The sequence below is a fragment of the Vibrio qingdaonensis genome, assembly GCF_026191675.1.
Classification (GTDB): domain Bacteria; phylum Pseudomonadota; class Gammaproteobacteria; order Enterobacterales; family Vibrionaceae; genus Vibrio; species Vibrio qingdaonensis.
Window position 1 is genome coordinate 80,087 of sequence record NZ_JAKRRY010000003.1, and the last position, 25,621, is coordinate 105,707.

A 25,621-nucleotide genomic window follows, 5' to 3' on the forward strand; every position below is an offset into this window, starting at 1 on the left:
AAAGTAAAAGGGTCATTGCCACGACATGTAATTGTAGAACGAGCCAAACTGTCGCTTATCGAAACAATGGATACGTTTGAGATAAGCGGTTAGGCTATAGCTATGATGCAAAATGCTGATATATTAGAGTAATTAAATTGAGAGCGCTTTTAGGGATGAATGTGAAACGCCTAACGGGATGGTTTATAGCGTCAGTTTTTACATGGGGTAGTGCAACGTTATGCGCACAAGCAAGTGAACCTGCGACCTCAGTTAAACAAACGGCTCAAGAAAATACAGCCAATAACGATAAGGCAAGGCCAAAAATTGGCCTTGTGTTAGCGGGTGGCGGTGCGAAGGGCGCGGCGCATATCGGTGTGCTTAAAGCGCTGGAAGAAATGAATATCCCCGTTGATATTGTAACGGGTACCAGTATGGGGGCTTATGTTGGTGGCCTGTATGCCACGGGCATGAGCGCAGATGAAATAGAGAGTTTTATCCATACGGTCGATTGGAATAATGGCTATGTGGATCGCGTAAACCGCAGTCAGCGTCGAATCCGAGATAAAGAAGCCGAAGATCGTTATCAAATTCGTACCGATATCGGCTTGCATTTTGGATCCATCGAGGCCCCAAAAGGCGTGGTTCAAGGGCAAAATATGCTACGTATTTTGCGCAAAACAACCGGTAACCTTCCTAAATTCCAATCTTTTGATGACTTGGCTATTCCTTATCGCTCTGTCGCCACAGACATTCTTAAGTTGGAGCCTGTGGTCATCGATAAAGGTTACTTAGTCGATGCCATGATGGCGAGTATGTCTGTTCCGGGCGCGTTGCCCCCATATGAGTTAGGGGATCTTTTGTTGGTCGATGGTGGCGTGACCAACAATATGCCAGTAGAGCTTGCCAAAGAAATGGGCGCAGACCTCATTATTGCTGTGGATATAAGCAGTGACTATAAAACCCGCGATGACTTTAGTAGCTTTTTGAGTGTTGGTGAGCAACTGTCAAACTATTTGGTTCGCCGTAGTACTGAAGAGCAAATGCAGTCGCTTGGTGACCATGATGTCTACATGCACCCTGAAGTAGGGAAAATAGCCACAACTGACTTTTCGAGTATGCCAAGAGCGTATGAGCTAGGGTATGAGGCTGCTTATCAAATTGCCGATGAATTACAGCATCTATCTGTTTCTTCTTCCCAGTTTCAGCAATACATAGAAGACAAGCAAAATGCTCGTCGTCACCTTCGCTATGGCGATGAAACAGTGGTTGATAAAGTGGTGATTAATAATCAGACGCATTATAGCGACAGTTTGTTGAGTCATAATTTGTCATTAAAATCTGGTGAGGTCCTAGAGACGGATGACATTGAAGAAAAAATTGAGAACCTTTACGCACTAGACCGATTTGAACTCATTACTTACGAGTATCAAGAGCAAGGTGAAGACACCGCGCTGGTGGTGGACGTGAAAGAAAAATCATGGGGTCCAAACTACATGGATTTCCGCTTCTACCTGGAAGAAGATTTTAATGCCAATAGTTTTTATGCCATTGGTGTTAGTACCAACTTTACTGATCTCAATGATCGTGGTGCGGAACTGCGAGTCAACGCTGATTTTGGTACCGATAAACGGATAGAGGCGGAGTTGTATTCTCCCTTTGTGACTAACCAAGATTTTTTCTTCCTCGCGGGTCTTAAATACGGCAATGAAAGGCGAAATGTATTGTGTACGCCCAATGCCACCAGTACTGGTTGTGTTGACCCCGCGCTCGAAGGCAGTGCCGATTTTGTCCCAGTTACCTATCGTGAATGGCTAGGCGAACTGGCGGTAGGCTATGCCCCTACCTTATGGCAAGAGTTTAAAGTCGGTGGTCGCTTCGTACAGGGTGAGTCTTATGTGTCACCTTTACCGTCTTCAGGAACGTTTGATTTCGATCGCCAAGGGATGTTTGTCAATTATAAACTCGATACCTTAGATGATTTCAGCTTGCCGACAAAAGGTTGGTACATCAATTTAGAATACTTGTTGTCTAACGATAGCGGTCAGCAAGATATCAATGATGCGCCATCGGATTTTTCTGATACCGCATATGAGATTACGGCGGAAACAAAATACGCACATACCTTTGGACGTAATACCTTTGTTGGTTCGTTTGATTATGCGGTGATTGAAACAGAAAACTCGACGTTACCCGTCAATCCAAGAGAGCTGGGTGGCTTTTTGAATTTATCGGGTATCCCAAGAAACAGTTTGATAGGAGAGAACAAACTGTATGGTAGCCTCGTCTATCGCTATCGATGGTTTGACAATGATTTTGGTATGTTTAAATCTCCCGTGTATTTAGGCGCATCTGCCGAGTACGGCGGCGTTTGGGATGGTGACCAAGGTATTTCTGATGCTCCGCTGTTTATGGCAGGCTCTATTTTTGCTGGAATTGATTCGCCTGTTGGACCCATTATGCTCTCTTATGGTCAAGTCGAAACAGGATTACGGTCGTTTTATTTAATCATTGGTGCTGCATATTAATTCAGCCCACAATTGTTCACGGGCGTGAGCCTATGAACAGAATTTGCGAGTGAAATAAGTAAAGTATCCTACATAGAGGCGAGTGAAAATCATGGATTTTGCTCGAAGTTGCTATGTTGGTCAAAATGATAAGATTTTAATTTATCGTTAAATTTGCTATTCTTCGCCCCACAGTTTGGCCTCTCTAATGCTGATCATTAAAGGAATTGATGACGAAAAATGGCGAGGGAGAGCCAAGTTTCCAAGGATGTCCACTCCTAATTCTAATTATTAAGGAGGGACCGCAATGAGAGGAAAAAAGTCGTGCTTGAAGCCTACCGTAAACACGTCGCAGAGCGTGCTGTCGAAGGAGTTGTTCCTAGACCCCTAGATGCTGAACAAGTTGCTGGACTTGTTGAGCTATTAAAGAATCCCCCTCAAGGTGAAGAAGAAATCATCCTTGATCTTCTTGAGAACCGCATTCCACCAGGCGTAGATGAAGCCGCTTACGTTAAAGCTGGTTTCCTTACGGCGATTACAAAAGGTGAAGTAACATCACCACTCGTCAGTCGTGAAAAAGCCGCTGAACTGCTGGGTACTATGCAAGGCGGATATAACATCGAGTCGCTTGTCTCTTTGCTTGATGATGACGCACTTGCCCCGATCGCTGTTAAAGCTCTTTCTCATACGCTTTTGATGTTTGATGCATTTTATGACGTGGAAGAAAAAGCGAAAGCAGGCAACGACCATGCTAAGCAAGTCATGACGTCGTGGGCGGAAGCCGAATGGTTCCAGTCTAAGCCAAAACTACAAGAAAAAATTACCCTTACTGTTTTTAAGGTTACTGGTGAAACGAATACCGATGACTTATCGCCAGCACCTGATGCTTGGTCTCGTCCTGACATCCCAGTTCACGCGCTAGCGATGCTAAAAAATGCTCGTGAAGGTATTGAACCGGATCAACAAGGTTCTATTGGTCCAATTAAACAAATTGAAGCGCTCCAACAAAAAGGCCATCAATTGGTTTACGTTGGTGACGTTGTTGGTACGGGATCTTCACGTAAATCAGCAACCAACTCTGTGCTTTGGTTCATGGGCGATGATATCCCTAATGTTCCGAATAAACGCGCAGGTGGTTATGTTCTAGGTGGTAAAATTGCGCCAATCTTCTTCAATACTATGGAAGATGCGGGTGCACTACCGATTGAAGTGGACGTGACGAAACTGAACATGGGTGATGTGATTGATATTTACCCATTTGAGGGTAAAGTTTGCGATCATGAAAGCGGTGAGACACTGGCTGAGTTTTCGTTAAAGACTGATGTACTGATTGATGAAGTACAAGCTGGTGGCCGTATTCCTCTAATCATCGGTCGTGGCTTAACGGACCGTGCGCGTGAAGCACTAGGTATGGCGCCTTCTGAGGTCTTCCGTCGCCCTGTTGAAGTTGAAGATACCGGTACGGGTTTTACTCTTGCGCAAAAAATGGTGGGTAAAGCTTGTGGTGTAGAGGGTATTCGTCCAGGGACTTACTGTGAGCCTAAGATGACAACGGTTGGGTCACAAGATACTACAGGGCCGATGACGCGTGATGAGCTTAAAGATCTCGCTTGTCTTGGCTTTTCTGCAGATCTAGTGATGCAGTCTTTCTGTCACACTTCGGCTTATCCAAAGCCCGTTGATGTGAATACGCACCATACACTGCCAGATTTTATTATGAATCGTGCAGGTGTATCACTGCGTCCAGGTGATGGTGTTATCCACTCTTGGTTGAACCGTATGTTGTTGCCAGATACCGTTGGTACTGGTGGTGACTCTCATACGCGTTTCCCTCTTGGTATTTCTTTCCCTGCAGGTTCTGGTTTGGTGGCGTTTGCTGCTGCGACGGGAGTGATGCCACTCGATATGCCTGAATCTATTTTGGTTCGTTTTAAAGGTGATATGCAGCCGGGTATTACGCTGCGTGACCTTGTCCATGCGATTCCTTACTATGGCATTCAGCAAGGCCTACTTACCGTTGAAAAAGCAGGCAAGATCAATGAATTCTCGGGTCGCATTCTAGAGATTGAAGGCGTTGAACACCTATCAGTAGAGCAAGCTTTTGAATTGTCTGATGCGTCAGCAGAGCGAAGCGCTGCGGGTTGTACGGTGAAGCTCTCTCAAGAGTCGATTGAGGAATACCTTAATTCCAATATCACCATGCTTAAGTGGATGATTTCTGAAGGTTACGGTGATCGCCGTACGATTGAACGTCGAATCGTGGCAATGGAAGAGTGGCTAGCAAACCCTGATCTTATGCAGGCGGATAGCGATGCGCAATATGCTCACGTTATCGAAATTGACTTGGCCGATATCGACCAGCCAATTCTTTGTGCGCCAAATGACCCTGATGATGCTCGCTTGTTGGCTGATGTTCAAGGTACCGAAATCAATGAGGTCTTTATTGGTTCATGTATGACGAATATTGGTCACTTCCGTGCGGCGGGTAAGCTTCTTGATAAGTTTACAGGTCAGCTGGATACACGTTTGTGGATTGCACCACCAACTAAGATGGATAAAGACCAGCTAACAGAAGAGGGTTACTACGGTATCTTTGGTCGTGCGGGCGTACGTATCGAAACACCGGGATGTTCACTGTGTATGGGGAACCAAGCGCGAGTGGCAGACGCTTCTACTGTGATGTCGACATCAACACGTAACTTCCCGAACCGTTTGGGTACAGGTGCGAACGTTTACTTGGCTTCCGCTGAGCTTTCATCTGTTGGTGCTATTCTAGGTCGAATTCCTAACAAGGAAGAGTACTTAGAGTACATGCAGCAAATTGATGCCACTGCGGCGGATACCTACCGTTATTTGAATTTCCATCTAATGGGTCAGTATACTGAAAAAGCCGATACGGTTATTTTCCAAGAGCCGGCATAAGCGCTATGAATTGGGAGAGTTTGCTCTCCCAATTTAATGTCGATAGTGACTCTGGAATAGAACAACACTAATGTAAAAGCCAGTCTTCAATGTGAAATCGAAGGCTGGCTTTTTTGTGGGTCAAGCAAAGAGTTGGATTAAAACGATGAATGCATGAGTTAACTCGTTAACAACTTTTGCAGCCTGTCTCTACAAGCGATGATGTGGTCGCGCTCCGGACCTTGTTTGTGGCAGTGCTCCAAAATGTATTCCATTGAACTCAATACGGTGCGCCAGCGAGGGGTTTTTGGAAGTGTTTCTACTCGCAGGTATTTGTCTAACGTTCGCGTTTGTAGCGTGCTTCGATCTAGGTAAACTCGCCAAAGTCCACTTTGTTCTGCAAAGGCAAATTTCGATTGTCCGGTGACATCTTCCCAGTAGGTCAGTGAATTTGTCATCGCTTCTACCAGTATTTCACGCATTAATTCAGGGCGAGATTTTTGCTCGTCGCTGGCTTTATCGGCCAATCGAGTAAACTCTCCCCCTAGCTCTTTTAATTCTTGTAGCTTGGCTTTATCCCCTTCAATGGCGTAGCTAGACAGTGCATCAATGGCGGTTTCAAGGTTTTTAACACGTGATACGTTAGTATTTTTACCTTGTTCAAAGATATAAACATTCCGTAGTCCAGGGCCTTCTGGTAGCGTTAAAATGTCAGCATTGATACGCTGCCTGACATCTTCTATAAAGATATCAATGTCACCACAATAATGCTCTTGAGATAGGTTTACGAACTTAGGGGCGATGAGATCATCCAAGCTCGAACGTTTTAGCTGTTCAACATTTCGTTTGAATAACGCTGCCGCCGCTTGATTGGCAAATTGGATTTTCAGATCATTACGTACGCACAAAATAGCTTCTGGTGCGGTATCGAGCTGCTCAATGAGTCGCCCTTGTGTTTCCAGTAGGCTGGCTTCGACGAGCGCGCGCTGCTTGAGCTCATATTTAAGGCTTTGGTTTTCTGCTCGCCGTACCTCAGCTTTGCTCGCTTGCAGGTGGGCGGCAATTCTCGCCGCCAGTTCTTGTTTGCTAAATGGTTTGGATAAATAGTCATTTGCGCCCACCTCAAAACCACGAACACGGTCTTCTGATTGATTGAGCGCCGTGAGCATAATGACGGGCAAAGCAGCGTGATCGTATTGTTCACGTAGCGTTTCACAGACTTCAAACCCACTCATTCCTGGCATCATGATATCAAGCAGTAGTAGGTCTGGTTTGTCTTTTTCTATTGTCGCCATGGCTTCTATGCCATCTTTGGCGAGTGTGACTTGATAACCTTCAAGTCGTAAAAAGCTTTCTAGAATGCGCAGGTTAACGGGCTCATCATCAGCGATAAGGATTTTAGGGCCATCAGGGTTGTCAGGAAGAGTTTCTTCGTCGCTGATTGCTAACTCGTTTTGATCCGTCACTTGGTAGTGATTCGATTGTGGCACATAAGACATGGCTTCCACTTCTTCTTGGCTAGCCAATGGCAGTGTGAAGCTGAATGTGGTTCCTACATGTGGTTGGCTACTGACATAGAGTGAGCCCCCCATTAACTCAATGAGCTGGCGGCTGATAGAAAGCCCGAGTCCTGCTCCTTGGCGATAGTGACCTGAATCGTGTCCAGCCTGTACTAAGGGTTCGAAAATATGCTCTAACTGCTGCGCCGGGATACCATGTCCAGTATCGACAACTTGCACGCGGATATGATCATCCATCGCGGTTGCGGATAATACAATTTTACCTTCGTTGGTGTACTTTATGGCGTTGCCGACTAAGTTATACAACACTTGTTCTAACCGCTGAGGGTCAGCGGATACGTAAGGAATAGGTTCTAACACTTGGTTAATAATGCGAATCTTTTTATTACCCAACAGGTGCTGGGATAAGTCGAGAACAAGTTGTGTCGCACTGGTAAGGCTCACGGCGGAGCGCTCTATTGCCAGGCTGCCATAGCGCATCTTGTGATAATCGAGAAGGTCATCGACAAGGCTTGCCAGCCTTTGACCGCTGTTAACAATAATATCCAGTTGATAGCGATGATTGGCGCCAATCGGGCCGTTAGCCCCAGATATCATGGCTTCAGCAATGCCAATCATGCCATGTAGTGGTGTCCTTAGTTCATGGGAGGTAGTGGCAAGAAATTCATCTTTTAGTTTGTTGGCAAGTTGTAGTTCTTCATTCTGCTTTTTAATCACAATGAGGTGTTGTTCTAGCTCTTGGTTTTGGCTTTTAATTAACTCGATTTTATCCTTGATAGAGCGACGCATACGTTCAAAACTGAGTGCCAGTCGACCAATCTCATCTTTGCGGTTAGCGCTAATGATCGATGGCTCAAGATCACCTCCTGATGCTCGCTCGGCAGCCCATGTTAGCTTTAGTAGTGGCGAGGTAATAAAGTTAGATAGATAGTGAGAGGCAATCACCACCAGAATGATTGCGCTAAGCATCGCGATAACAAACAGTTTTTCCAGCTGATGAATGCTGGCAAATGCTACGGATTCAGGCGTTTCTGCAACGAGTGCCCATGTGGTGTCTGAGAATTGGACGGGTGCAAAGGCGGCGAGATACTGGTTATTGAGAGTATTGCTATAGCTACCAACTTGAGTTTCGCCAGAGAGGGCTTTCTGAATGACTTGTTCGCTTTGTGTAATACTTTCTGCGGATAGCCCCATCATTTTGGCTTTACCATCATTTCCGACCAACAGAAGGTTGATGTCGGTGGTGCTGCCGCTATTGATGAGCTTAGTGATCCCTTTAATTGGCAAACGAAATAGTGCGTAACTGTGTAAATACCCTTGTTGAATAATCGGGGCACCTAGCCACGCGTATTGCTGCTCTCCTTGGGAGGCAAAGTCAGAAATGATAACTGGCGTGTATTCTTCATTATCTTTACGTTTTTTTGTCACTTCTTGATCTAGAGTCGCAAAGGTTGAGCCCAGTATGGATTGAGAAAAGCGGCCCGTATTGAGGTTGGTACCATAGTAATCGTGTTTGAACACTGAGTAGGTAACGTTACCCGCTAAATCGACCAAGACGATATCGTCAAAATCAGAACGTTTAAGGTGTTCCACAAACGCGCGGTGATAGCGTTTGTGGAGCAGTCGATATCGCTCACTGCCCACATAGCTGCTCGAGTCTGGCATGATAGAGGTTTTTACCTGATCGCCAGAGCCGGTAATGTAACGTTCTTGTGCATGTTGTTGGGCTTGCTTAATATCATCGCCCAAGCGTTGGAATGCGTTGACGATGCCGTAAAACCGCCCACCACTGGCATAGGCAAGCTCTGAGCGCACAAAGCCCATGACTTCTGATTTCTGTGCATCAAAGTAATCGAGAACCTGTTGTTTTTTTGTATCGCGAACAGAAACAAGGTGCGTAGTGCTTTGATCGCGAAGATCTTGGCTGTGAGCATTAAGAAAAAACAGAGCAATGACAGTAAGTGGAGTGATGCTGAGCGCCAAAAATGCCATCATCAAAGTGCTTTGTAATCGTTTAAATTTCTGTTTTCTATGCAGCTTGAACATACGTAAGTCTTAGGCCGTTAAGGGGTATTTAGTGAATAAATGCAGGTGTTTTTTTGTCATAAAACACCTGACCTTACTAATCTAAATACTTTTTTTACTTTGGCAAGTAAGTTGAATGCAAAGCGTGTGAGGTCACTCATAATTAATGACTGCTTGAAATTTGATTGGTGATGCTGATGTCAGCTGCAATAAAAGTAACAGTTAAACAGAGGGTTATAAGTAAGGCGGGAAAAGAAGGCGGCAATACTGGTTAGAGTGAGCAGTATTGCCGACAGACTTATTTAAATACGTGAGTTACTTGATGGCATGATAGATGGTGAATTTACTGGTTTTGTCGAGCGTATGACAATGCCCAAATTGACGCTCAATGATCGGTGCGTACTTAAGGAAGCTATTTGCGACGATGACTATGTTGCCTGCGGCTTTAAGATGCGTTGGTGCATCATTGAGCAGTGCTTCAGTTGCAGAATAACTGGTGTCTAGCCCAGCATGGAATGGTGGGTTGCTTACGATGAACTGAAAATCAGACGACAAATCAGAATAGACATCAGAAGCTAAGACATCGCCTTTTAAGCCATTAGCTAATAGGGTCTGCTTACTAGACTCTATAGCAAAGGCATTGATATCACACATTTGCAGTGAAATATCCGGATAGCGTAGTGCCATGAACGCGCCTAGTACCCCAGCACCACAACCAAAATCAAGTACCTTGCCATGCAGTGGTGGTAGGTTACTAAGCAGTAACTGGCTACCTAAATCAAACTCCCCATGGCTAAAGACGCCAGGCAAGCTTTTTACTACTAATTGCTGGCCGTCAAGTTCGACCGGATAGGATTTAAACCAAGATTGCAGATCAAACGATGTTGGTGCTGTTTGGCATTGCCCCCAATAAAATGAGCAACGACGTGCCGAGTCGTATTTTTTTATCAGACCAAAAGGCGCAAACATTTTCTCGACGCTTTTTACGCCAGAGCGATTTTCACCGACCACGACGATTTCAGTATCTTGACCTAGCTTTGCTAACGACATGTCTAATAGCATCTGCGCTTCTGCTTTAGCTTTTGGCCAATACATTAAGATCATATCTGCGTCGATCGTGTCTGGTAAATTAGCACCAAAGTGACAGCAAAGTTGTTCCGAGCGATGAAGTTGTCGGTAAGTACAGTAATTGCTAGTAAATACCGTGACTTTGTCGCAATGCTTGCTCAAATCAATCGGGAACTGGTCTTCTATTTCACCGATGACCAGCACACGTTTTCCTGCGAAGTACTCAAGCTGTCTTTCGGCAATCTGGCTGGGAGCGATGTAATGCGACATGAACGTCATCTCTTGGAAACTGAAAAAGGGAGGGGATTCTCTCACAAACCCCCAGACTAAAAAAGCATTCTAGCTGTTATCTTGGCTATCTAAAAAGTCCTTAAACTCTTCTTCATACATATTGAAAAGTACGATAGTGATAGCAAAAATGATCGGGCCATAAATCAGGCCGATAAGACCAAATAAATGAATACCACCAAGCAGGGAGAAGAAAATCATCAACGTATTCATACCGGCACTGCCTTGCATGAGCAGGGGTCTTAATACGTTATCAATAGAGCCGACGACGGCAATGCTCCATATCGCGAGAAATAGACCCCATTGGGTTTCACCTGTTATTAATAAATACGCGGTGGCTGGAATCCAAATTAACGCGGTGCCAACGATAGGAATAAACGACGCAAAGCCCATCATCGTCCCCCAGAATAAACCGGGGAATCCGGCAAGCCACATACCAAATCCACCTGCGGCACCTTGCGCTATTGCGGTTAAAAAAGAGCCCATCACCGCGGATTTTGATACTTTTTCAATCTCGTTGAGTAAGCGATCTTCTTGGCTGCGAGAAAAGGGCAAAATATGGCGAATCGCAGCGATGATCTTGTCGTGATCGCGCAGTAGGAAGAACAGAACAAACAGCATTAAGAAAAAATTCATCAGGAAGCTGGTGGCATCCCCAAGTATTTTAGCGCTGATTGCCACTAGATTTGAACCCAGTGAGGTCGCAAATTCTGCCGCCTTTTTGGCAATATCTTGTGGATCAATCTTATCAAAAGGTAGGTAGTCATTAATGAACGACAGCCCTTTAACGACCCAAGGGTGGGCAAACACTTCTTGAATACCACCGCCGGTCACCCAGTGATACATATTTTGTGAGAACACGGATCCTTGCTGAACTATGGCACTAAAAACCAGCAGTAATGGCATGACAATGATAAACGTCAGAATAACGCAGGATAACAAGGCGACAGTGTTTTTGTGTTTTGGCAGTTTATCCTCTAGCCACTCATGAATAGGGAACATCAACAGTGACAAAATAAACGCCATGACAATGGAGTTAATGTAAGGCTCGACGAGCAAGTAACAGGCAAAGCCCGTTAAAAGTAGGGCGATGATGAGCACCCAGTGACTTGCCGTTACGTTCATTTTCGTTTTCACGAGTGTTCCTTTTTCAATATATCGGCTGCGAAATCTGCATGCGATAAGATGATGAGCGAGCGTCGTTTTTTCTGCGTCGTGGCGTTTTTACGGTAGACAAAGCGCCATCGCTAATTCAGTTATTTCAACGTATTACTGGTCAACGTATAGTCGGTAAACTAAGTAATCAAATACGGCGACCAATTGAGCATATAATGGACGTAAAATATGGAGTGATCAATTTTAATTGGTATTTAATACCGTGATTAGTGGGGGTTTTATGGGATGTTGTAACGGCAAGGAAACGTGTCAGTCAGGTGTTAAAATTAAGCGAAAAATCCCGTGGTTTTGGATGATGATATTCGCGATAGCGTTACTGGCCGCCTATCATTGGCAGGCATAAAAAAGGGCTGAAACTATCAGCCCTTACGTTTATTGACGTTGAGATTCCCTTTTAGGAGTCTCGACGCTATGCATAAGTCAGTGGTTACTGGCTACGCCGCTTCTTTTGCCAGCATAGCAAAACAACGATCAGCGGCTTCTAGTGTTGCTTCGATTTCTTTTGAACCGTGAGCAAGAGACAGGAAGCTAGCTTCGAATGCTGATGGTGCAAGGTAGACACCGTGATCGAGCATTAAGTGGAAGAAGCGCTTAAAGCGCTCAACATCGCACTTAGCGACGTCTTCATAGCAAGTAATGCGTTCTTGATCGGTAAAGAAAAAGCCAAACATACCGCCAACTTGGTTTACCACCATTGGAATGCCATGCTCGTCTGCCAAGGTTTTAAAGCCATCAGCAAGTTGTTTGGTTTTATGCGCAAGGCGTTTTTCGTTGCCTTCTTCAGACAGCAACGTAAGGCAAGCATAACCAGCTGCCATGGCGATAGGGTTACCTGACAGTGTACCCGCTTGATAAACCGGGCCAGTAGGCGCAACGTATTGCATGACTTCTTTACGGCCACCAAATGCACCAACAGGCATGCCACCACCAATGATTTTACCTAATGTTGTTAAGTCTGGCTTGATGTTGTAATACGCTTGAGCGCCACCTTGTGCGACGCGGAAGCCTGTCATGACTTCGTCGAAGATAAGCAGCGCGCCTTCTTCATCACAGATTTGACGAAGTCCTTCGTGGAAACCTTCAACTGGAGGGATGCAGTTCATGTTGCCGGCAACAGGCTCAACAATAATGCAAGAAATCTCACCTTTGTTGGCAGCAAACAGTGCTTTGACGGATTCAAGATCGTTAAAACGAGCCGTCAGCGTGTATTTTGCAAAGTCAGCAGGCACGCCAGGAGAGCTTGGTTGGCCAAGTGTTAATGCGCCAGAGCCAGCTTTAACAAGTAAGCTATCGGCATGGCCGTGGTAGCAACCTTCAAACTTCATGATTTTGTCACGACCAGTGTAGCCACGAGCGAGACGAATGGCGCTCATGGTCGCTTCTGTACCAGAGCTCACCATACGCAGCTGCTCCATAGAAGGCACCAGTTTGCGCACGAGTTCAGCCATGTTGATTTCCATTTCGGTTGGCGCACCAAAACTTAGACCTCGTTGTGCGGCATCAATAACGGCTTCGCGGATAACAGCATGGTTGTGACCTAAGATCATCGGTCCCCAAGAACCTACGTAGTCAATGTACGCTTTACCATCAGCATCAAAAATCAAAGGGCCATCGGCACGCTCAACAAAGATAGGTGAACCACCTACACCGTTGAAGGCACGAACGGGCGAGTTTACACCACCAGGGATAGTCTCTTGCGCTTTTTGATACAGCTCTGCTGATTTGGTCATGGAGAATTCCTCTTTGCTTATTCGGACCAAGTGAGCAGCATTGTACATACCCTCACAAAATCTAGTAGTGTTTTGAGCACATTTTCGGAAATTGCACTCTGATATGACGGTAAAGTTAAATTGCATCTGCCTAATACTTGAACGAAGCAGTCAGGTATTAGATAATCCCCCGTAATACAATTAATACTATTTGTTTACTCATCATTTTGGTGAGTCGTTTTTATCTTCGTAGGGGATGCGAGTCACTGGTTATCAGTGGTGCGCTTGAATTGCGAATGAGTAGCAAGAGAGGTTCCCATGAGTGATGCAGCTATTCCTTTAAATTTTTCCGATGCCGCGGCAACGCGAGTGAACACATTGATTTCAGAAGAAGAAAACCCTGAACTGAAACTGCGCGTCTACATTACGGGTGGCGGTTGCAGTGGTTTTCAATATGGTTTTACCTTTGACGAAAGTGTCAACGATGGTGATACCACGATTGAAAAGTGTGGTGTGACCTTAGTGGTAGACCCGATGAGCCTACAATACTTAATTGGCGGCACGGTGGATTATACCGAAGGGTTAGAAGGGGCGAGATTCTTTATTGATAACCCCAATGCTACGACAACATGTGGTTGTGGCGCTTCATTTAGCGTTTAAGTTAACCAGTAAGAAAGAGGCGAATGAGAAGTTCGCCTCTTTTTTTTGCTACGCAGATAACAAAAATGAATAAAACAAGGTAGTGTTACTGCTCTACTCTTATTTCCCCTAACGTACAGGGCGTGCTGAGACATTGAATCTAAGGATGTTATTCAAGTTTCAGTACTTTTATCAGCCTTTCTCATCAAGGAAAGGCTAGGTAAGCGCAGCAGCACGACCATTATAAGGATATAACTATGCCAACCATGCAGCCTGGCCGCTTCTTTTCAAAACGTCCCTGGCTTATTTCGCTATTATTCATCTTAGGGCTCGCCGTTTGGCTCGGTCTTGGTGCTTTACGAGCAGAAGAAAGCAATCCGTCTACTTCACCAGAAGTCACGCCACTTGCAAGGGTGGTTTTCCAATCTTTTGTCGCGGAAAGTATTGATAAGAAAATCGAATTATATGGTCGAACTGCGCCGGATCGAACCGCTAAGCTTGGCGCTGAAATCGCGGGGAAAATTATTGGCTTAAGCGTTAGAAAGGGAGACCGCGTCAAGGCTGGCCAAGCGATAGCACAAATCGATAAAGGTGATCTTGCGATTCAATTAGAACGAGCACAGGCCATGTTGAATGTTCGTCAGCAAGAGTTTAATGCATCTAAATCTTTAAAGAGTCGCGGGCTGCAAGGTGAAGTTGCCTATTCAACGGCAGCGGCAAACTATACCGAAGCAAAAGCGATGGTCAGCGCGGCGAAATTGGCCTTGCGTAATACCATCGTTAAAGCACCTTTTACCGGTATCGTGGACCAAATTGATATTGAATTAGGCGATTTTGTCTCTATTGGTGATCCGGTTGCCATGATGATTGATTTAAATGTTCTGGTGATAGAAGCGGACGTGAGTGAGCGTCATATTCAAAATCTATCAGTGAACCAACCAGCGACAGTGCGTTTTATTGATGGCACACCAGTAACCGGTAAGCTTCGTTATATCTCTAGAGTCTCTTCATCGACGACAAATACCTTTCCTATTGAAATAGAAGTTCCGAATCCCAAGCAAAAAATTTCTGCAGGGGTGAGTGCTGAAGTTGAGTTGGCGCTTGAGAAAAATATCGCCATAAAAATAACCCCAACAATGCTGGCCTTAGATGAACGTGGCAACCTCGGTGTTAAAACGCTTCAGAGTAACAAAGTGGCGTTTGTCCCCATCCAGCTCGTTAAGGCTGAACAAGATGGTGTCTGGCTGACAGGGCTTGGCGATCGAGTTGATATTATTGTTTTGGGGCAAGGCTTTGTTCGTGATGGTGATGCGGTAGAAGCGATTAGCGTTGAGCAAGCCAATCAAGTAGCTGATCAAGCTAAGCGATAGGAGAAGGTGCATGAATGCTTTGATTGATGCGGCGTTGTCTCGCTCTCGAACGATGATCAGTTTACTGGTTTTAATTTTAATTGCCGGAGTGGTGACTTATAACACCATTCCTAAAGAGTCGAGCCCCGATATCACGATTCCTATCATCTATGTATCGGTGGGGCATCAAGGGATCTCCCCCGACGATAGTGAGCGTCTATTAGTTCGCCCACTAGAAAAAGAATTACGCTCAATTGAAGGCGTAAAGGAAATGACGGCAACGGCGTCTGAAGGGCATGCGTCAGTCACGCTTGAATTTAATGTTGGGGTCGATCTAACACAAGCCATGGCGGATGTGCGTGATGCTGTTGATTTAGCAAAGCCCAAATTGCCGGATGACAGTGATGAGCCAACCGTTAATGAAGTGACCTTTGCCTCTCAGCAGCCGGTATTGTCGGTGGTGTTATACGGAACGGTGCCGGAACGAACCATTGTTCAAATCGCTCGTCAACTGCGTGACAAACTGGAGAGCTACCGACAAGTTTTAGAAGTGGACATCGCGGGTGATCGCGATGACATCGTCGAAATTGTTGTTGACCCATTACTGATGGAAAGCTACGGCTTAGATCAAGGTGATATTTATAACCTGATTGCGCTCAATAATCGGGTGGTGGCGGCAGGGTTTGTTGATACGGGCTATGGACGCTTTTCTGTCAAAGTCCCATCGGTGTTCGAAACCTTAAAAGATGTACTAGAACTGCCCGTTAAAGTCGATGGTAAGCAGGTGATCACTTTTGGAGATGTGGCGACTGTTCGTCGTGCATTTCGAGATCCCGACAGTTTTGCTCGCCTCGATGGGCAGTCAGCGGTTGTACTTGATGTAAAGAAGCGCGCGGGTGAAAACATTATCGAGACGGTCGCGTTAGTAAAGGAAGTGATGCGTCAAGCGTCATTGGTTCCAGAGTGGCCGAATAATCTGCAAGTTAAGTACACCAAGGACGAGTCGAAAGATGTCAAGATCATGCTCAATGATCTACAAAACAACGTACTTTCCGCCATTATCCTCGTGGTCATTGTCATCATCGCTATTCTCGGTGTACGAACCGCAATGTTGGTGGGGGTGTCAATTCCGGGTTCGTTTTTGACGGGCTTATTGGTGTTGTCAGTATTTGGCTTGACCGTCAATATCATCGTGTTGTTCTCGCTCATTATGGCAGTGGGTATGTTGGTTGATGGCGCGATAGTGGTCACCGAGTTTGCCGATAGGCGGATGCAAGAAGGCACGCCGAGAAAGCAAGCTTACGCCGATGCCGCCAAGCGTATGGCATGGCCGATCACTGCATCAACGGCGACGACGCTCGCCGCTTTTGCGCCGTTATTATTTTGGCCAGATACTACAGGTGAGTTCATGAAGTTCTTACCACTGACCTTGATCGCGACCTTAACGGCTTCATTAGTCATGGCGCTTCTTTTTGTCCCTGTCCTTGGAGGACTGTTTGGTAAGCCTCAATATGTGTCAAGTGCACAACAAGCCAAGATGGTGGCACTGCATGACGGAGACTTTGATAAGGCAACGGGTATCACTAAGCTCTATTACCACACGTTAGCCATCGCGATTGTTCATCCATTTAAAATACTGTTGTTGGCGATTTTAATTGCGATTGGTGTCGGTGCCGCCTACAACAAAGCGGGTTTAGGGGCTGAGTTTTTCCCCGAGGTCGATCCGCCGTACTTTAATGTCAAAGTGCGCTCTCATGGTGACTTATCCATCAATGAAAAAGATGAAGTCATGAGGGTCGTTGAGAAAGTGATGCTTAACCATGATGAATTCGAAAGTGTCTATACAAAAACCGGAGGAAAAAGTGAGATTGGTAATATCCAAATAACGCCGGTTGATTGGCAAGACCGTCGCCGAGTTAATGTCATTATCGAAGAGTTAAAGCAAACAACGAACCAGTTTGCTGGGGTAGAAATTGAGTACAAATTTCCTGATGCAGGACCGCCGGTAGAGCATGACTTAGTGATTGAACTTTCGGCCCGTTTCCCTGAGCGCCTAGATGAGGCTGCCAAGGTGATTCGGCATTGGGCTGACGGCAACGCGAAGCTTACCAATATTAGTGATTCTTCGAGTAAGCCCGGTATTGATTGGCAGATAGATATTCGCCGAGATGATGCCGCCCGGTTTGGCGCTGATGCGAGCTTAGTCGGAAATACGGTGCAATTTGTCACCAATGGACTGAAAATTGGTGACTACCTTCCAGATGACTCGTCAGAAGAAGTCGATATCTTGGTTCGTTTCCCTAGTGATAAGCGCGATATTGGTCGTTTTGATGAATTACGAGTCAAGACCCCCGCAGGTTTGGTACCGATTACCAATTTTGCTGAAATTACACCTCAGCCCAAGCAAGATGCGATTGAACGCTTAGATGGTATTCGTATCATTAACGTTAAAGCAGACATGGCTGAGGGCTACAATCTCGCAATAGAACTTCCTGAGTTCCAGCAGTCACTCGATGCACTTGAGCTTCCGCCTGGTATCGACGTGCGAATACGTGGGCAAAATGAAGAGCAAAAGAACTCGTCAGAGTTTTTACAAAGTGCATTTTTAGTCGCGCTTGCAGTTATGGCGCTGATTTTAATTACGCAATTTAACAGCTTCTATCAGGCATTTTTAATTTTGAGTGCGGTGATATTCTCTACGGTAGGGGTGTTTGCAGGTCTGCTTATTTTCCAGCGGCCCTTTGGCATTATTATGTCAGGCATTGGCGTGATCGCCTTAGCTGGTATTGTCGTGAATAATAATATTGTTTTGATCGATACATATAATCAGCTGCTAAAACGAGGGTTAGATAAACGAGAAGCGATATTAAGGACAGGGGTTCAGCGTTTGAGACCCGTTATGCTGACAACCGTTACGACGATATTGGGTTTGATGCCAATGGTTTTGGAAATGAATATTGACCTTATTAACCAAAAAATCGAGTTTGGGGCGCCTAGTACTCAATGGTGGTCGCAGTTAGCAACGGCTATTGCTGGTGGTCTTGCCTTTGCAACAGTACTCACACTGGTGCTTACTCCTTGCTTGCTGATGTTAGGACGAAGCCCGCACGACATGAAAGTGAAGACAAGGCGTCGCTGGCTCTTTTGGCGAAAAAGCGCATAAACAACCATTTATTGTTAACACCTTACTTAAGGCTCCGAAAGGGGCCTTTTTTATTGCTATGAATAGATGAATAAGATGACTTTCATCGTTAGTGTTAATGGTTTTTTGTACCCGAAGAGGATGGCGGTAAGTTTTTTATCCTGAACTTTAAGGATGGTTGAGATTATATTCCGATTTTGGTGTTTAATTTGTCACGATTTATTGCAAATAGTCAGGAATGAAGAAGAGTCTCTTTTTTGCGATCAAAACAAGGTTAGACCTGGTGATAAGAAAGCGTTACAGTTGTTGCGTAAACGGTGTGCTTGTTATGACTGGCACAACGACATAGCCGAAAAGTGAGTGATTTCGATTAGGCTACGAATAAGCCCTAACTATGTAAGACCGGCTCTTCAAACTACCTGTTTGTCGAGATAACTGGTAAGGAGAAAATATGCAAAACCCAACCCCAGACATGTTATCTGGCGCTGAAATGATCGTTCAGTCCTTGATCGATGAAGGCGTACAGCAAATCTTTGGCTACCCTGGTGGCTCTGTACTTGATATCTATGATGCGCTTCATCAAAAACAAGAAGATATTCAACACGTATTAGTTCGACATGAACAAGCGGCGACACACATGGCCGATGGTTATGCTCGAGCAACAGGCAAGCCTGGTGTGGTGTTGGTCTGTTCAGGTCCTGGTGCGACGAATACCATTACCGGTATTGCGACTGCTTATATGGACTCGATTCCTATGGTCGTACTGTCTGGTAACGTACCTAATAATCTAATCGGTAATGATGCATTCCAAGAATGTGACATGGTGGGGGTTTCTCGTCCTGTCGTTAAACACAGCTTTTTGCTTAAACGCGCAGAAGACATTGCCGATACGATAAAGAAAGCATTTTACATTGCGTCAACAGGGCGTCCTGGACCTGTGGTGGTTGATATCCCTAAAGACGTAATGAACCCTCAAATTACATTCCCTTATGAATACCCTGAGACGGTTGCATTGCGTTCATATAACCCAACAACGTCGGGTCATAAAGGGCAAATTAAGAAAGCACTCAAAGCGATTTTAGACGCGAAAAAACCGATTCTTTATATTGGTGGCGGCGCAGTGATGGCGGAAGCCGATCAACAGATTGCTAAGTTTGCTGAGACGTTAAATCTGCCAGTGGTGAGCACGTTAATGGGCCTAGGGGCATTCCCTGGCACGCATAAAAATGCGCTCGGTATGCTCGGTATGCATGGTACGTATGAAGCCAACATGGCGATGCACGATGCAGACCTTATTTTTGGAGTCGGCGTTCGTTTTGATGATCGTACTACCAACAATTTAGAGAAGTACTGTCCGAACGCTAAAGTGGTACACATTGATATTGACCCTTCTTCTATATCGAAAAATGTGCCAGCGGATCTGCCTATTGTCGGCTCTGCAGATGTAGTGCTTGATTCCATGCTGAAATTGCTCATTGAACAAGGCGGCACAAATGACGCACAAGCACTTGATGCTTGGTGGACAGATATTGAAAGCTGGCGAGATCGTCAATGCTTGAGTTACGAAAAGTCAGATGAAAAAATCAAACCACAACAAGTGATTGAAGTGCTCCATAAACTGACTGGTGGCGATGCGTATGTGGCATCGGATGTTGGTCAGCACCAGATGTTTGCTGCGCTCTACTACCCATTCAATAAACCAAGAAGGTGGATTAATTCAGGTGGTCTAGGCACGATGGGCTTTGGCTTCCCTGCTGCGATGGGCGTGAAGTTTGCTTACCCTGATGAAGAAGTGGTTTGTGTGACGGGAGATGGCAGCATTCAAATGAATATTCAAGAGCTATCGACCGCAATGCAATATGACATTCCAGTTAAAATTATTAACCTGAATAACCGCTTCCTAGGCATGGTAAAGCAGTGGCAAGATATTATTTATCAAGGTCGTCACTCTAACTCGTATATGAGTTCAGTTCCTGATTTTGCTGCGATTGCTGAGGCATACGGTCATGTTGGTATTCGTATTTCTCACCCAAATGAACTTGAAGAAGGTCTTAAAAAAGCGCTTTCGATGAAAGATCGTTTGGTTTTTGTTGATATTAATGTTGATGAAACCGAGCATGTCTATCCAATGCAAATCAAAGGCGAAGGCATGGATAAAATGTGGTTGAGCAAGACGGAGAGAACGTAATATGAAGCACATTATTTCACTACTCATGGAAAACCAACCGGGTTCATTATCACGCGTGGTTGGCTTGTTCTCTCAGCGTGGCTACAACATTGAATCTTTGAATGTATCGCCGACCGAAGATGAGACCTTATCTCGTCTCAATATCACGACGGCGTCGAGTGAAATGCAATTGGAGCAAATTCAAAAGCAATTGCATAAATTAATCGATGTCCTGAAAGTTCAAGAAGTGACAGCTGTTGAGCATATTGAACGTGAGTTGATGATGGTCAAAGTGAAAGCCAGTGGCTTTGCTCGAGCTGAAGTTAAACGTACGGCGGATATTTTCCGCGGTCAAATAGTAGATGTCACCGCATCCCAGTATACGGTGCAATTGGCAGGGACCTGTGAAAAGCTTGATGCTTTTATTACGGCGTTATCTGAAGTCACCGACGTTGTGGAAGTGGCGAGAAGTGGTATCGTTGGTATTGCTCGAGGTGAGCGAGCCCTTAAAGCTTAACGATTAAAGTTCGAAATGCAGTCCAATAAAAAACCAGCCTGTTGATGACAGGCTGGTTTTTTGTTTCTGGTGAAGTAAGTAGGTAGCCGTCAGTGATTGACCCTTAACCTTCCACTTCTACGAAAGGCGCAGGCTCTTCAATAATTGGTCGCATCGCCTCTTCCTCTGTAGTAACCGGTGCTGAGTTGACACTTTGTTGCTTGTTGAGCTCTTTTTTCGGTTCTACTTCGGCCTCAGTATTGAGTTTTTCTTGTGTCTCACTGAATTGGAAAGCACGAATCACCTGAGATACGCCTGATATCTTACGTGCTATCTCGGTGGCAACGTCGGCGTGCTCTTTGGAGACATAGCCGAGTAAAAACACTTCTTTGTTTTCAGTGATGACTTTTATTTTTACACCATTCAGGCGGTCGTCAGTCAATAATGCTGACTTCACTTTTGTCGTTAACCAGCTGTCATTACTCATTTGCGTGAAGCCAAGAGGACTATTAATTCGCACTTGATTGTAAACACGTTTTACCCCGTCTAAGGCAGAAACGCGCGCCTCAAGTGTGTTTCGTAGCGCTTCAGTTTGAGCTTGACCCATTAAAACCACAGTGCCGCGCTGTGAGCTCGCGACGACGCGAACCTGACCAACGAATGGGGCTTTGTTTGTCATCCCAGCCACTTCTGATTCTAATGCGCTGTCATTCCATAGTTCTTTAGCTGAGCGGGTATCGGTAACTTCAAACAACCCTGCACAACCAGAGAGTGCTAAGCTCATCGCGAGTAAGGCGACGGTTTTGAATATTTTCATAGCGTTACTCTTCATGAGCTGGGAATAGAACCTGATCGATCAGATCGCACAGGCAATGAAGGGTGACCATATGGACTTCATGGATGCGTGAGGTGCGGTGAGAAGGGATACGTATTTCAACGTCATTTTCACCCAGTAATCCGGCCATTTCGCCGCCATCTTTACCAGTAAAAGCAATAATTGTCATATCACGAGTTACTGCCGCTTCCATTGCTTTAATGACATTTTTGCTATTTCCGCTGGTAGAAATGGCCAGTAATATGTCGTCAGTTTGACCGAACGCGCGCACTTGCTTAGCGTAAATATCTTCAAAGTTATAGTCGTTAGCAACCGCGGTCATGGTGGTGTTGTCGGTGGTCAGTGCCATGGCGGGAAGACTTGGTCGCTCGGTCTCAAAGCGGTTTAGTAAACACGAAACAAATTGCTGGGCATTGACGGCAGAGCCCCCGTTCCCGCAGCAAAGAATTTTACTGCCATTAAGCAGAGTCGCAACCATCGCTTGTGCCGCGTGGGTGATGACATCAGGCAGCGCTTCTGCTGCTGCTATTTGAATTTGAATGCTTTCAGTAAAGCTTTCTTTAATGCTATCGCGCATGGTTATCCTTGAGTAATCGCGTTTTTTATCCAGTCAATGTCTTCGCCACTGTTATGTATGGCGACGACATCAAATCGAAATTCAGTATCGTACGGTGACAAGCCGTTTTTCATCAGCCAAACCATGGCTGCTTTTTGTAGTTTTTTTGCTTTGGATGCAGTGACCATCTCTTGGGCATGGCCATATTGACGGTTTTTTCGGTATTTTACCTCAACAAAGACCAGGCATGTAGCATCTTGCATGATGAGATCGAGTTCGCCACATTTTACCGTGTAGTTTTTTGTCAGCGTACTTAGGCCGTGTCGACCCAAATACGCTTGCGCTAGGTCTTCGTAATGTTGACCTAGCTGTCGTTTGTTTTTTGGAGCGTCTTGCTCGATACTTGCTCGGGTTTTATTCCACAGTTGTCGTATCATTTGCTTCCAATTCACTGCTTTCGATGGTGCTATTGACGCCAGTAGCGTTACCGGTAGCACTGTCGGCAACGTTAGTGGTTTGTGATTTAGCTTGACCATGGACGCCCCATGCAATTTGTCGTTGAACCACACAGTTGCTATCTATCGAAAGGGTACCCGTTTGACCGTCAACAGAATAACCGACGACGGCTTTAAGTTGTGGCAGTTCTTTGGTTAGGGTATACGCATCCATTCCCAATGCTTGTAAGCGTTTCTCTGCATTTGAACTCTTTGGCCAAAACTTGGTCATTTGAGCGTCAAGTTGCTCATCTTCGTCAATGAGCATTGGAATGTCACTATACACAACGCCAGTGAGATCTTCATATTGGCGCTTACTTGAATTGCTGTGGGAGTCGGCAAACAATTTTGGTTGGCTTGCATCTGGGTTAATGGCAACTTCGATAAAGGGTTTGATTAGCGTAAGATCGGCGCCGTTAGCCACAATGTAAACCGAGTCAATATCGCGGCGGCTTCTTGGTTGGTTCTCTAATTTAAGGCCGGTTAGTGTTTCCATTTGAGCAATACGTTGCTGGCTGTCTTGCAGCCCAAAGACGTTGTTAATGGTTTTTTGTAATTGAGCTCGATTGCTGTATTGAGCCACGGCAATGTTATTGGTGCTTAATTTGCCCCATTCTTCCTCGAAGGCTTTGACTACACGGTTTCCAAGGCTACTTTTAGGTGCCAGGATCAGCGGATAGGCATAGTTTTCCTGCGCAAGATGCTTCGCCGCTTGTGAGACTTCCTGCTCTGGAGATAAGGTTAAATAGCACATCGACTGGCTGGGCTCGATAACGGTAGGGATATTTAGTGCAAGAGCTGGAATTGGCGTCTCTGTTGCTAATTGAGCTTGCTGCAGTTTTTCAACATTTTCTTTAATCAGCGGACCGACAATGAAGTCGACATCATTAGCAATAAGCTGCGCTTTGATATCAGCAGGCGTTGTTTCATTAGTGTCGATGATCGTGAAGGTCGCATCAGGATCGCGTTGATCATCATCCATGGTCGCCATCATGAAACCATCACGGACCAATTGCGCTTGTTTCGCGTACTTACCCGTTAACGGCAGTAAAAGCGCAGTGCTATGAGGCGTGGAAATCTCGAGGCTCAAGATATCGTAGATACTTTGTGGCGTATAAAGCGCAGCTGGATGATTACTATTTTCCGCTAACCACTTTTCAAGTGTATTTTGCAATTGAGGTAAGCTGCTTCCCAGAGCCTTCATATAGCTGGCAAGTTGCACCCAGCCATCAAGAATTTCTTCTTCAGGTTTAATGGTAAGTTGTGACAACTGCTCAGATGATAATTGATTTAGGTTGTGCCAAATATTGTCGTTAATAATTTGCTGCTGCGCGCGTGGTGCAAAACCTGACATGGCAATATACTCACGGCTTGACTCTACGTAGTCGCCCATAATCGCTAAGCTTTGGCCGCGTAAGTTGTGATACTGCATCCATTGTTGCTGCAGCAAAGGCCACTCTGCGGGTAGATTAAGCTGTAGGTAAGCGTCTTGAGCTTTACCTTGAGCAAGGTTAAGTTCAGCGCGCGCCAATTGCCATTCAGCTTGTTGAATGGTGCTCAAGTTTTGTTTGGCTAAACGGTTAGACAAGCGCTGCGCTTGTTCGTAGTTGCCTTCTTGAATGGAAGCTTTAAAGGCAAGGATGAGCCACTCATTGGCAAAACCGCCTTGGTCGCTGTCTGCACGCATTAAATAGGTTTCAGAAGAGGCGGTAGGGGCCATTGTGATATCAACACTGGTTGGCGCGCTGGGTTGTGTTGAACACGCGGCAATGGACAGTGCCAGTGCGATGGGTGTTAGCAGGCGCGTTACACTATTTTTTTTACGGTTCATCATTGCCATGAGCTCTTTAATCACTATTCGTGTAAAATCATTATATTAATCGTTGAAGTGATGGTAAACAAATGACAAGCAACAAAACCATTCATATCGAGCAACCAACGCTCTTTATTGTGCCAACTCCCATTGGGAACCTTGGTGATATTACACATAGGGCACTAGAGGTGTTGCATAGTGTGGATATTATTGCCGCTGAAGACACCAGACATACTGGTAAACTTCTTTCTCACTTCAATATACAAACTAGAACATTTGCGCTCCATGATCACAACGAGCAACAAAAAGCACAAGTTTTAGTTGAAAAATTGTTATCTGGCGAGTCCATTGCATTGGTCTCTGATGCTGGGACGCCATTAATCAGCGATCCAGGGTACCATCTTGTTTCGCAATGTCGTCAAGCTGGCGTTAATGTTGTGCCATTACCGGGTGCATGCGCAGTGATTACTGCGTTAAGTGCATCGGGCTTACCTTCTGACCGCTTTAGTTTTGAAGGCTTTTTGCCAGCAAAAAGTAAAGGACGTAAAGATAAGTTTTTAGAAATTGCGAAAGTTGAGCGTACCTGTATTTTCTATGAATCACCACATCGTATTACTGAATCTTTGGCAAATATGCTTGAAGTATTGGGGCCAGATCGTGAAGTGGTGCTGGCTCGTGAGCTAACAAAAACCTTTGAAACTATCCAAGGCTTGCCGCTGGGTGAACTGATTGAGTGGATTGCAGAAGACGATAACCGTAAACGTGGTGAGATGGTATTGCTTATACATGGCCATCGTGAAGCAGCGGTTGAAGGCTTACCTGATGAGGCGCTAAGAGCGTTAGGTATTTTAGTTAAAGAGCTGCCATTAAAGAAAGCCGCAGCGATGACGGCTGAGATTTATAACCTGAAAAAGAACGCACTTTACAAATGGGGACTAGAAAACCTTGAGTAATTGC

The 25,621-nt window shown here is 45.3% G+C and carries 16 protein-coding genes; 8 read left to right on the forward strand and 8 right to left on the reverse strand.

Going from position 1 to position 25,621, the window contains the following annotated elements:
- Positions 1–155: 155 nt before the first annotated feature.
- Together MD535_RS04030 and acnB are read left to right on the forward strand one after the other, a co-directional pair.
- Positions 156–2,507 (forward strand): patatin-like phospholipase family protein, encoded by a 2,352-nt coding sequence (locus MD535_RS04030; RefSeq protein WP_265673811.1) that lies wholly within the window; start codon positions 156–158, stop codon positions 2,505–2,507.
- 303 nt (positions 2,508–2,810) lie between these two features.
- A complete protein-coding gene (gene acnB, locus MD535_RS04035; protein WP_265673653.1) occupies positions 2,811–5,408 on the forward strand; it encodes a bifunctional aconitate hydratase 2/2-methylisocitrate dehydratase in 2,598 nt (865 codons plus the stop codon).
- A 158-nt stretch (positions 5,409–5,566) separates the two neighbouring features.
- On the opposite strand, the gene MD535_RS04040 is transcribed toward acnB, so the two are convergent.
- From MD535_RS04040 to hemL, 4 genes are all read right to left on the reverse strand, one after another.
- Complete coding sequence (locus tag MD535_RS04040; protein WP_265673654.1) at positions 5,567–8,953, reverse strand: response regulator; 3,387 nt, start codon at positions 8,951–8,953, stop codon at positions 5,567–5,569.
- A 294-nt stretch (positions 8,954–9,247) separates the two neighbouring features.
- Complete coding sequence (gene rsmC / locus MD535_RS04045; protein ID WP_265673655.1) at positions 9,248–10,270, reverse strand: 16S rRNA (guanine(1207)-N(2))-methyltransferase RsmC; 1,023 nt, start codon at positions 10,268–10,270, stop codon at positions 9,248–9,250.
- A 69-nt stretch (positions 10,271–10,339) separates the two neighbouring features.
- Complete coding sequence (locus MD535_RS04050; RefSeq protein WP_279348215.1) at positions 10,340–11,413, reverse strand: AI-2E family transporter; 1,074 nt, start codon at positions 11,411–11,413, stop codon at positions 10,340–10,342.
- A gap of 485 nt (positions 11,414–11,898) precedes the next feature.
- Positions 11,899–13,194, reverse strand: coding sequence for a glutamate-1-semialdehyde 2,1-aminomutase (gene hemL, locus MD535_RS04055; RefSeq protein WP_265673657.1), 1,296 nt, complete (start codon positions 13,192–13,194; stop codon positions 11,899–11,901).
- A gap of 297 nt (positions 13,195–13,491) precedes the next feature.
- Between hemL and erpA the strand changes: the two genes are divergently transcribed.
- The 5 genes from erpA (at position 13,492) to ilvN (ending at position 20,987) form a co-directional block, all read left to right on the forward strand.
- Positions 13,492–13,833 carry an iron-sulfur cluster insertion protein ErpA gene (gene erpA / locus MD535_RS04060; protein WP_102468319.1) on the forward strand — a complete coding sequence of 114 codons (342 nt, stop codon included), beginning with the start codon at positions 13,492–13,494 and terminating at the stop codon, positions 13,831–13,833.
- A 236-nt stretch (positions 13,834–14,069) separates the two neighbouring features.
- Entirely contained in the window at positions 14,070–15,182 is a 1,113-nt protein-coding gene (locus MD535_RS04065; protein ID WP_265673658.1) for an efflux RND transporter periplasmic adaptor subunit, read from the forward strand.
- 10 nt (positions 15,183–15,192) lie between these two features.
- Positions 15,193–18,324, forward strand: a complete 3,132-nt coding sequence (locus MD535_RS04070; RefSeq protein WP_265673659.1) for an efflux RND transporter permease subunit — start codon at positions 15,193–15,195, stop codon at positions 18,322–18,324.
- Positions 18,325–18,754: 430 nt separating this feature from the next.
- A complete protein-coding gene (locus MD535_RS04075) occupies positions 18,755–20,491 on the forward strand; it encodes an acetolactate synthase 3 large subunit (RefSeq protein WP_265673660.1) in 1,737 nt (578 codons plus the stop codon).
- Position 20,492: 1 nt separating this feature from the next.
- Positions 20,493–20,987, forward strand: coding sequence for an acetolactate synthase small subunit (ilvN, locus tag MD535_RS04080; RefSeq protein ID WP_265673661.1), 495 nt, complete (start codon positions 20,493–20,495; stop codon positions 20,985–20,987).
- Positions 20,988–21,090: 103 nt separating this feature from the next.
- Here the strand turns inward: ilvN and MD535_RS04085 are convergent, their stop codons facing one another.
- From MD535_RS04085 to MD535_RS04100, 4 genes are read right to left on the reverse strand one after another with little or no spacing between them, the layout of a single operon-like run.
- Positions 21,091–21,777 (reverse strand): BON domain-containing protein, encoded by a 687-nt coding sequence (locus MD535_RS04085; protein WP_390902889.1) that lies wholly within the window; start codon positions 21,775–21,777, stop codon positions 21,091–21,093.
- A 10-nt stretch (positions 21,778–21,787) separates the two neighbouring features.
- On the reverse strand, positions 21,788–22,378 hold the full coding sequence (locus MD535_RS04090; protein WP_265673663.1) for a phosphoheptose isomerase: 591 nt from the start codon (positions 22,376–22,378) through the stop codon (positions 21,788–21,790).
- Positions 22,379–22,380: 2 nt separating this feature from the next.
- A complete protein-coding gene (locus tag MD535_RS04095; RefSeq protein WP_265673664.1) occupies positions 22,381–22,794 on the reverse strand; it encodes a YraN family protein in 414 nt (137 codons plus the stop codon).
- Complete coding sequence (locus MD535_RS04100; RefSeq protein WP_265673665.1) at positions 22,772–24,691, reverse strand: penicillin-binding protein activator; 1,920 nt, start codon at positions 24,689–24,691, stop codon at positions 22,772–22,774. The genes MD535_RS04095 and MD535_RS04100 overlap by 23 nt, the downstream gene beginning before the upstream one ends.
- A gap of 62 nt (positions 24,692–24,753) precedes the next feature.
- Here MD535_RS04100 and rsmI point away from each other — a divergent pair, with 62 nt between their 5' ends.
- On the forward strand, positions 24,754–25,617 hold the full coding sequence (gene rsmI / locus MD535_RS04105; protein ID WP_265673666.1) for a 16S rRNA (cytidine(1402)-2'-O)-methyltransferase: 864 nt from the start codon (positions 24,754–24,756) through the stop codon (positions 25,615–25,617).
- Positions 25,618–25,621 lie beyond the last annotated feature (4 nt).

What these genes read in the sequence shown, in the direction of transcription:
- MD535_RS04050 (WP_279348215.1), bottom strand. Translation starts at nt 11,413, where the DNA reads ATGAACGTAACGGCAAGTCACTGGGTGCTCATCATCGCCCTACTTTTA.
- hemL (WP_265673657.1), bottom strand. Translation starts at nt 13,194, where the DNA reads ATGACCAAATCAGCAGAGCTGTATCAAAAAGCGCAAGAGACTATCCCT.
- rsmI (WP_265673666.1), top strand. Translation starts at nt 24,754, where the DNA reads ATGACAAGCAACAAAACCATTCATATCGAGCAACCAACGCTCTTTATT.
- MD535_RS04100 (WP_265673665.1), bottom strand. Translation starts at nt 24,691, where the DNA reads ATGGCAATGATGAACCGTAAAAAAAATAGTGTAACGCGCCTGCTAACA.
- MD535_RS04070 (WP_265673659.1), top strand. Translation starts at nt 15,193, where the DNA reads ATGAATGCTTTGATTGATGCGGCGTTGTCTCGCTCTCGAACGATGATC.
- MD535_RS04030 (WP_265673811.1), top strand. Translation starts at nt 156, where the DNA reads ATGAATGTGAAACGCCTAACGGGATGGTTTATAGCGTCAGTTTTTACA.
- MD535_RS04090 (WP_265673663.1), bottom strand. Translation starts at nt 22,378, where the DNA reads ATGCGCGATAGCATTAAAGAAAGCTTTACTGAAAGCATTCAAATTCAA.
- ilvN (WP_265673661.1), top strand. Translation starts at nt 20,493, where the DNA reads ATGAAGCACATTATTTCACTACTCATGGAAAACCAACCGGGTTCATTA.
- MD535_RS04095 (WP_265673664.1), bottom strand. Translation starts at nt 22,794, where the DNA reads ATGATACGACAACTGTGGAATAAAACCCGAGCAAGTATCGAGCAAGAC.
- rsmC (WP_265673655.1), bottom strand. Translation starts at nt 10,270, where the DNA reads ATGTCGCATTACATCGCTCCCAGCCAGATTGCCGAAAGACAGCTTGAG.
- MD535_RS04065 (WP_265673658.1), top strand. Translation starts at nt 14,070, where the DNA reads ATGCCAACCATGCAGCCTGGCCGCTTCTTTTCAAAACGTCCCTGGCTT.
- MD535_RS04075 (WP_265673660.1), top strand. Translation starts at nt 18,755, where the DNA reads ATGCAAAACCCAACCCCAGACATGTTATCTGGCGCTGAAATGATCGTT.
- erpA (WP_102468319.1), top strand. Translation starts at nt 13,492, where the DNA reads ATGAGTGATGCAGCTATTCCTTTAAATTTTTCCGATGCCGCGGCAACG.
- MD535_RS04040 (WP_265673654.1), bottom strand. Translation starts at nt 8,953, where the DNA reads ATGTTCAAGCTGCATAGAAAACAGAAATTTAAACGATTACAAAGCACT.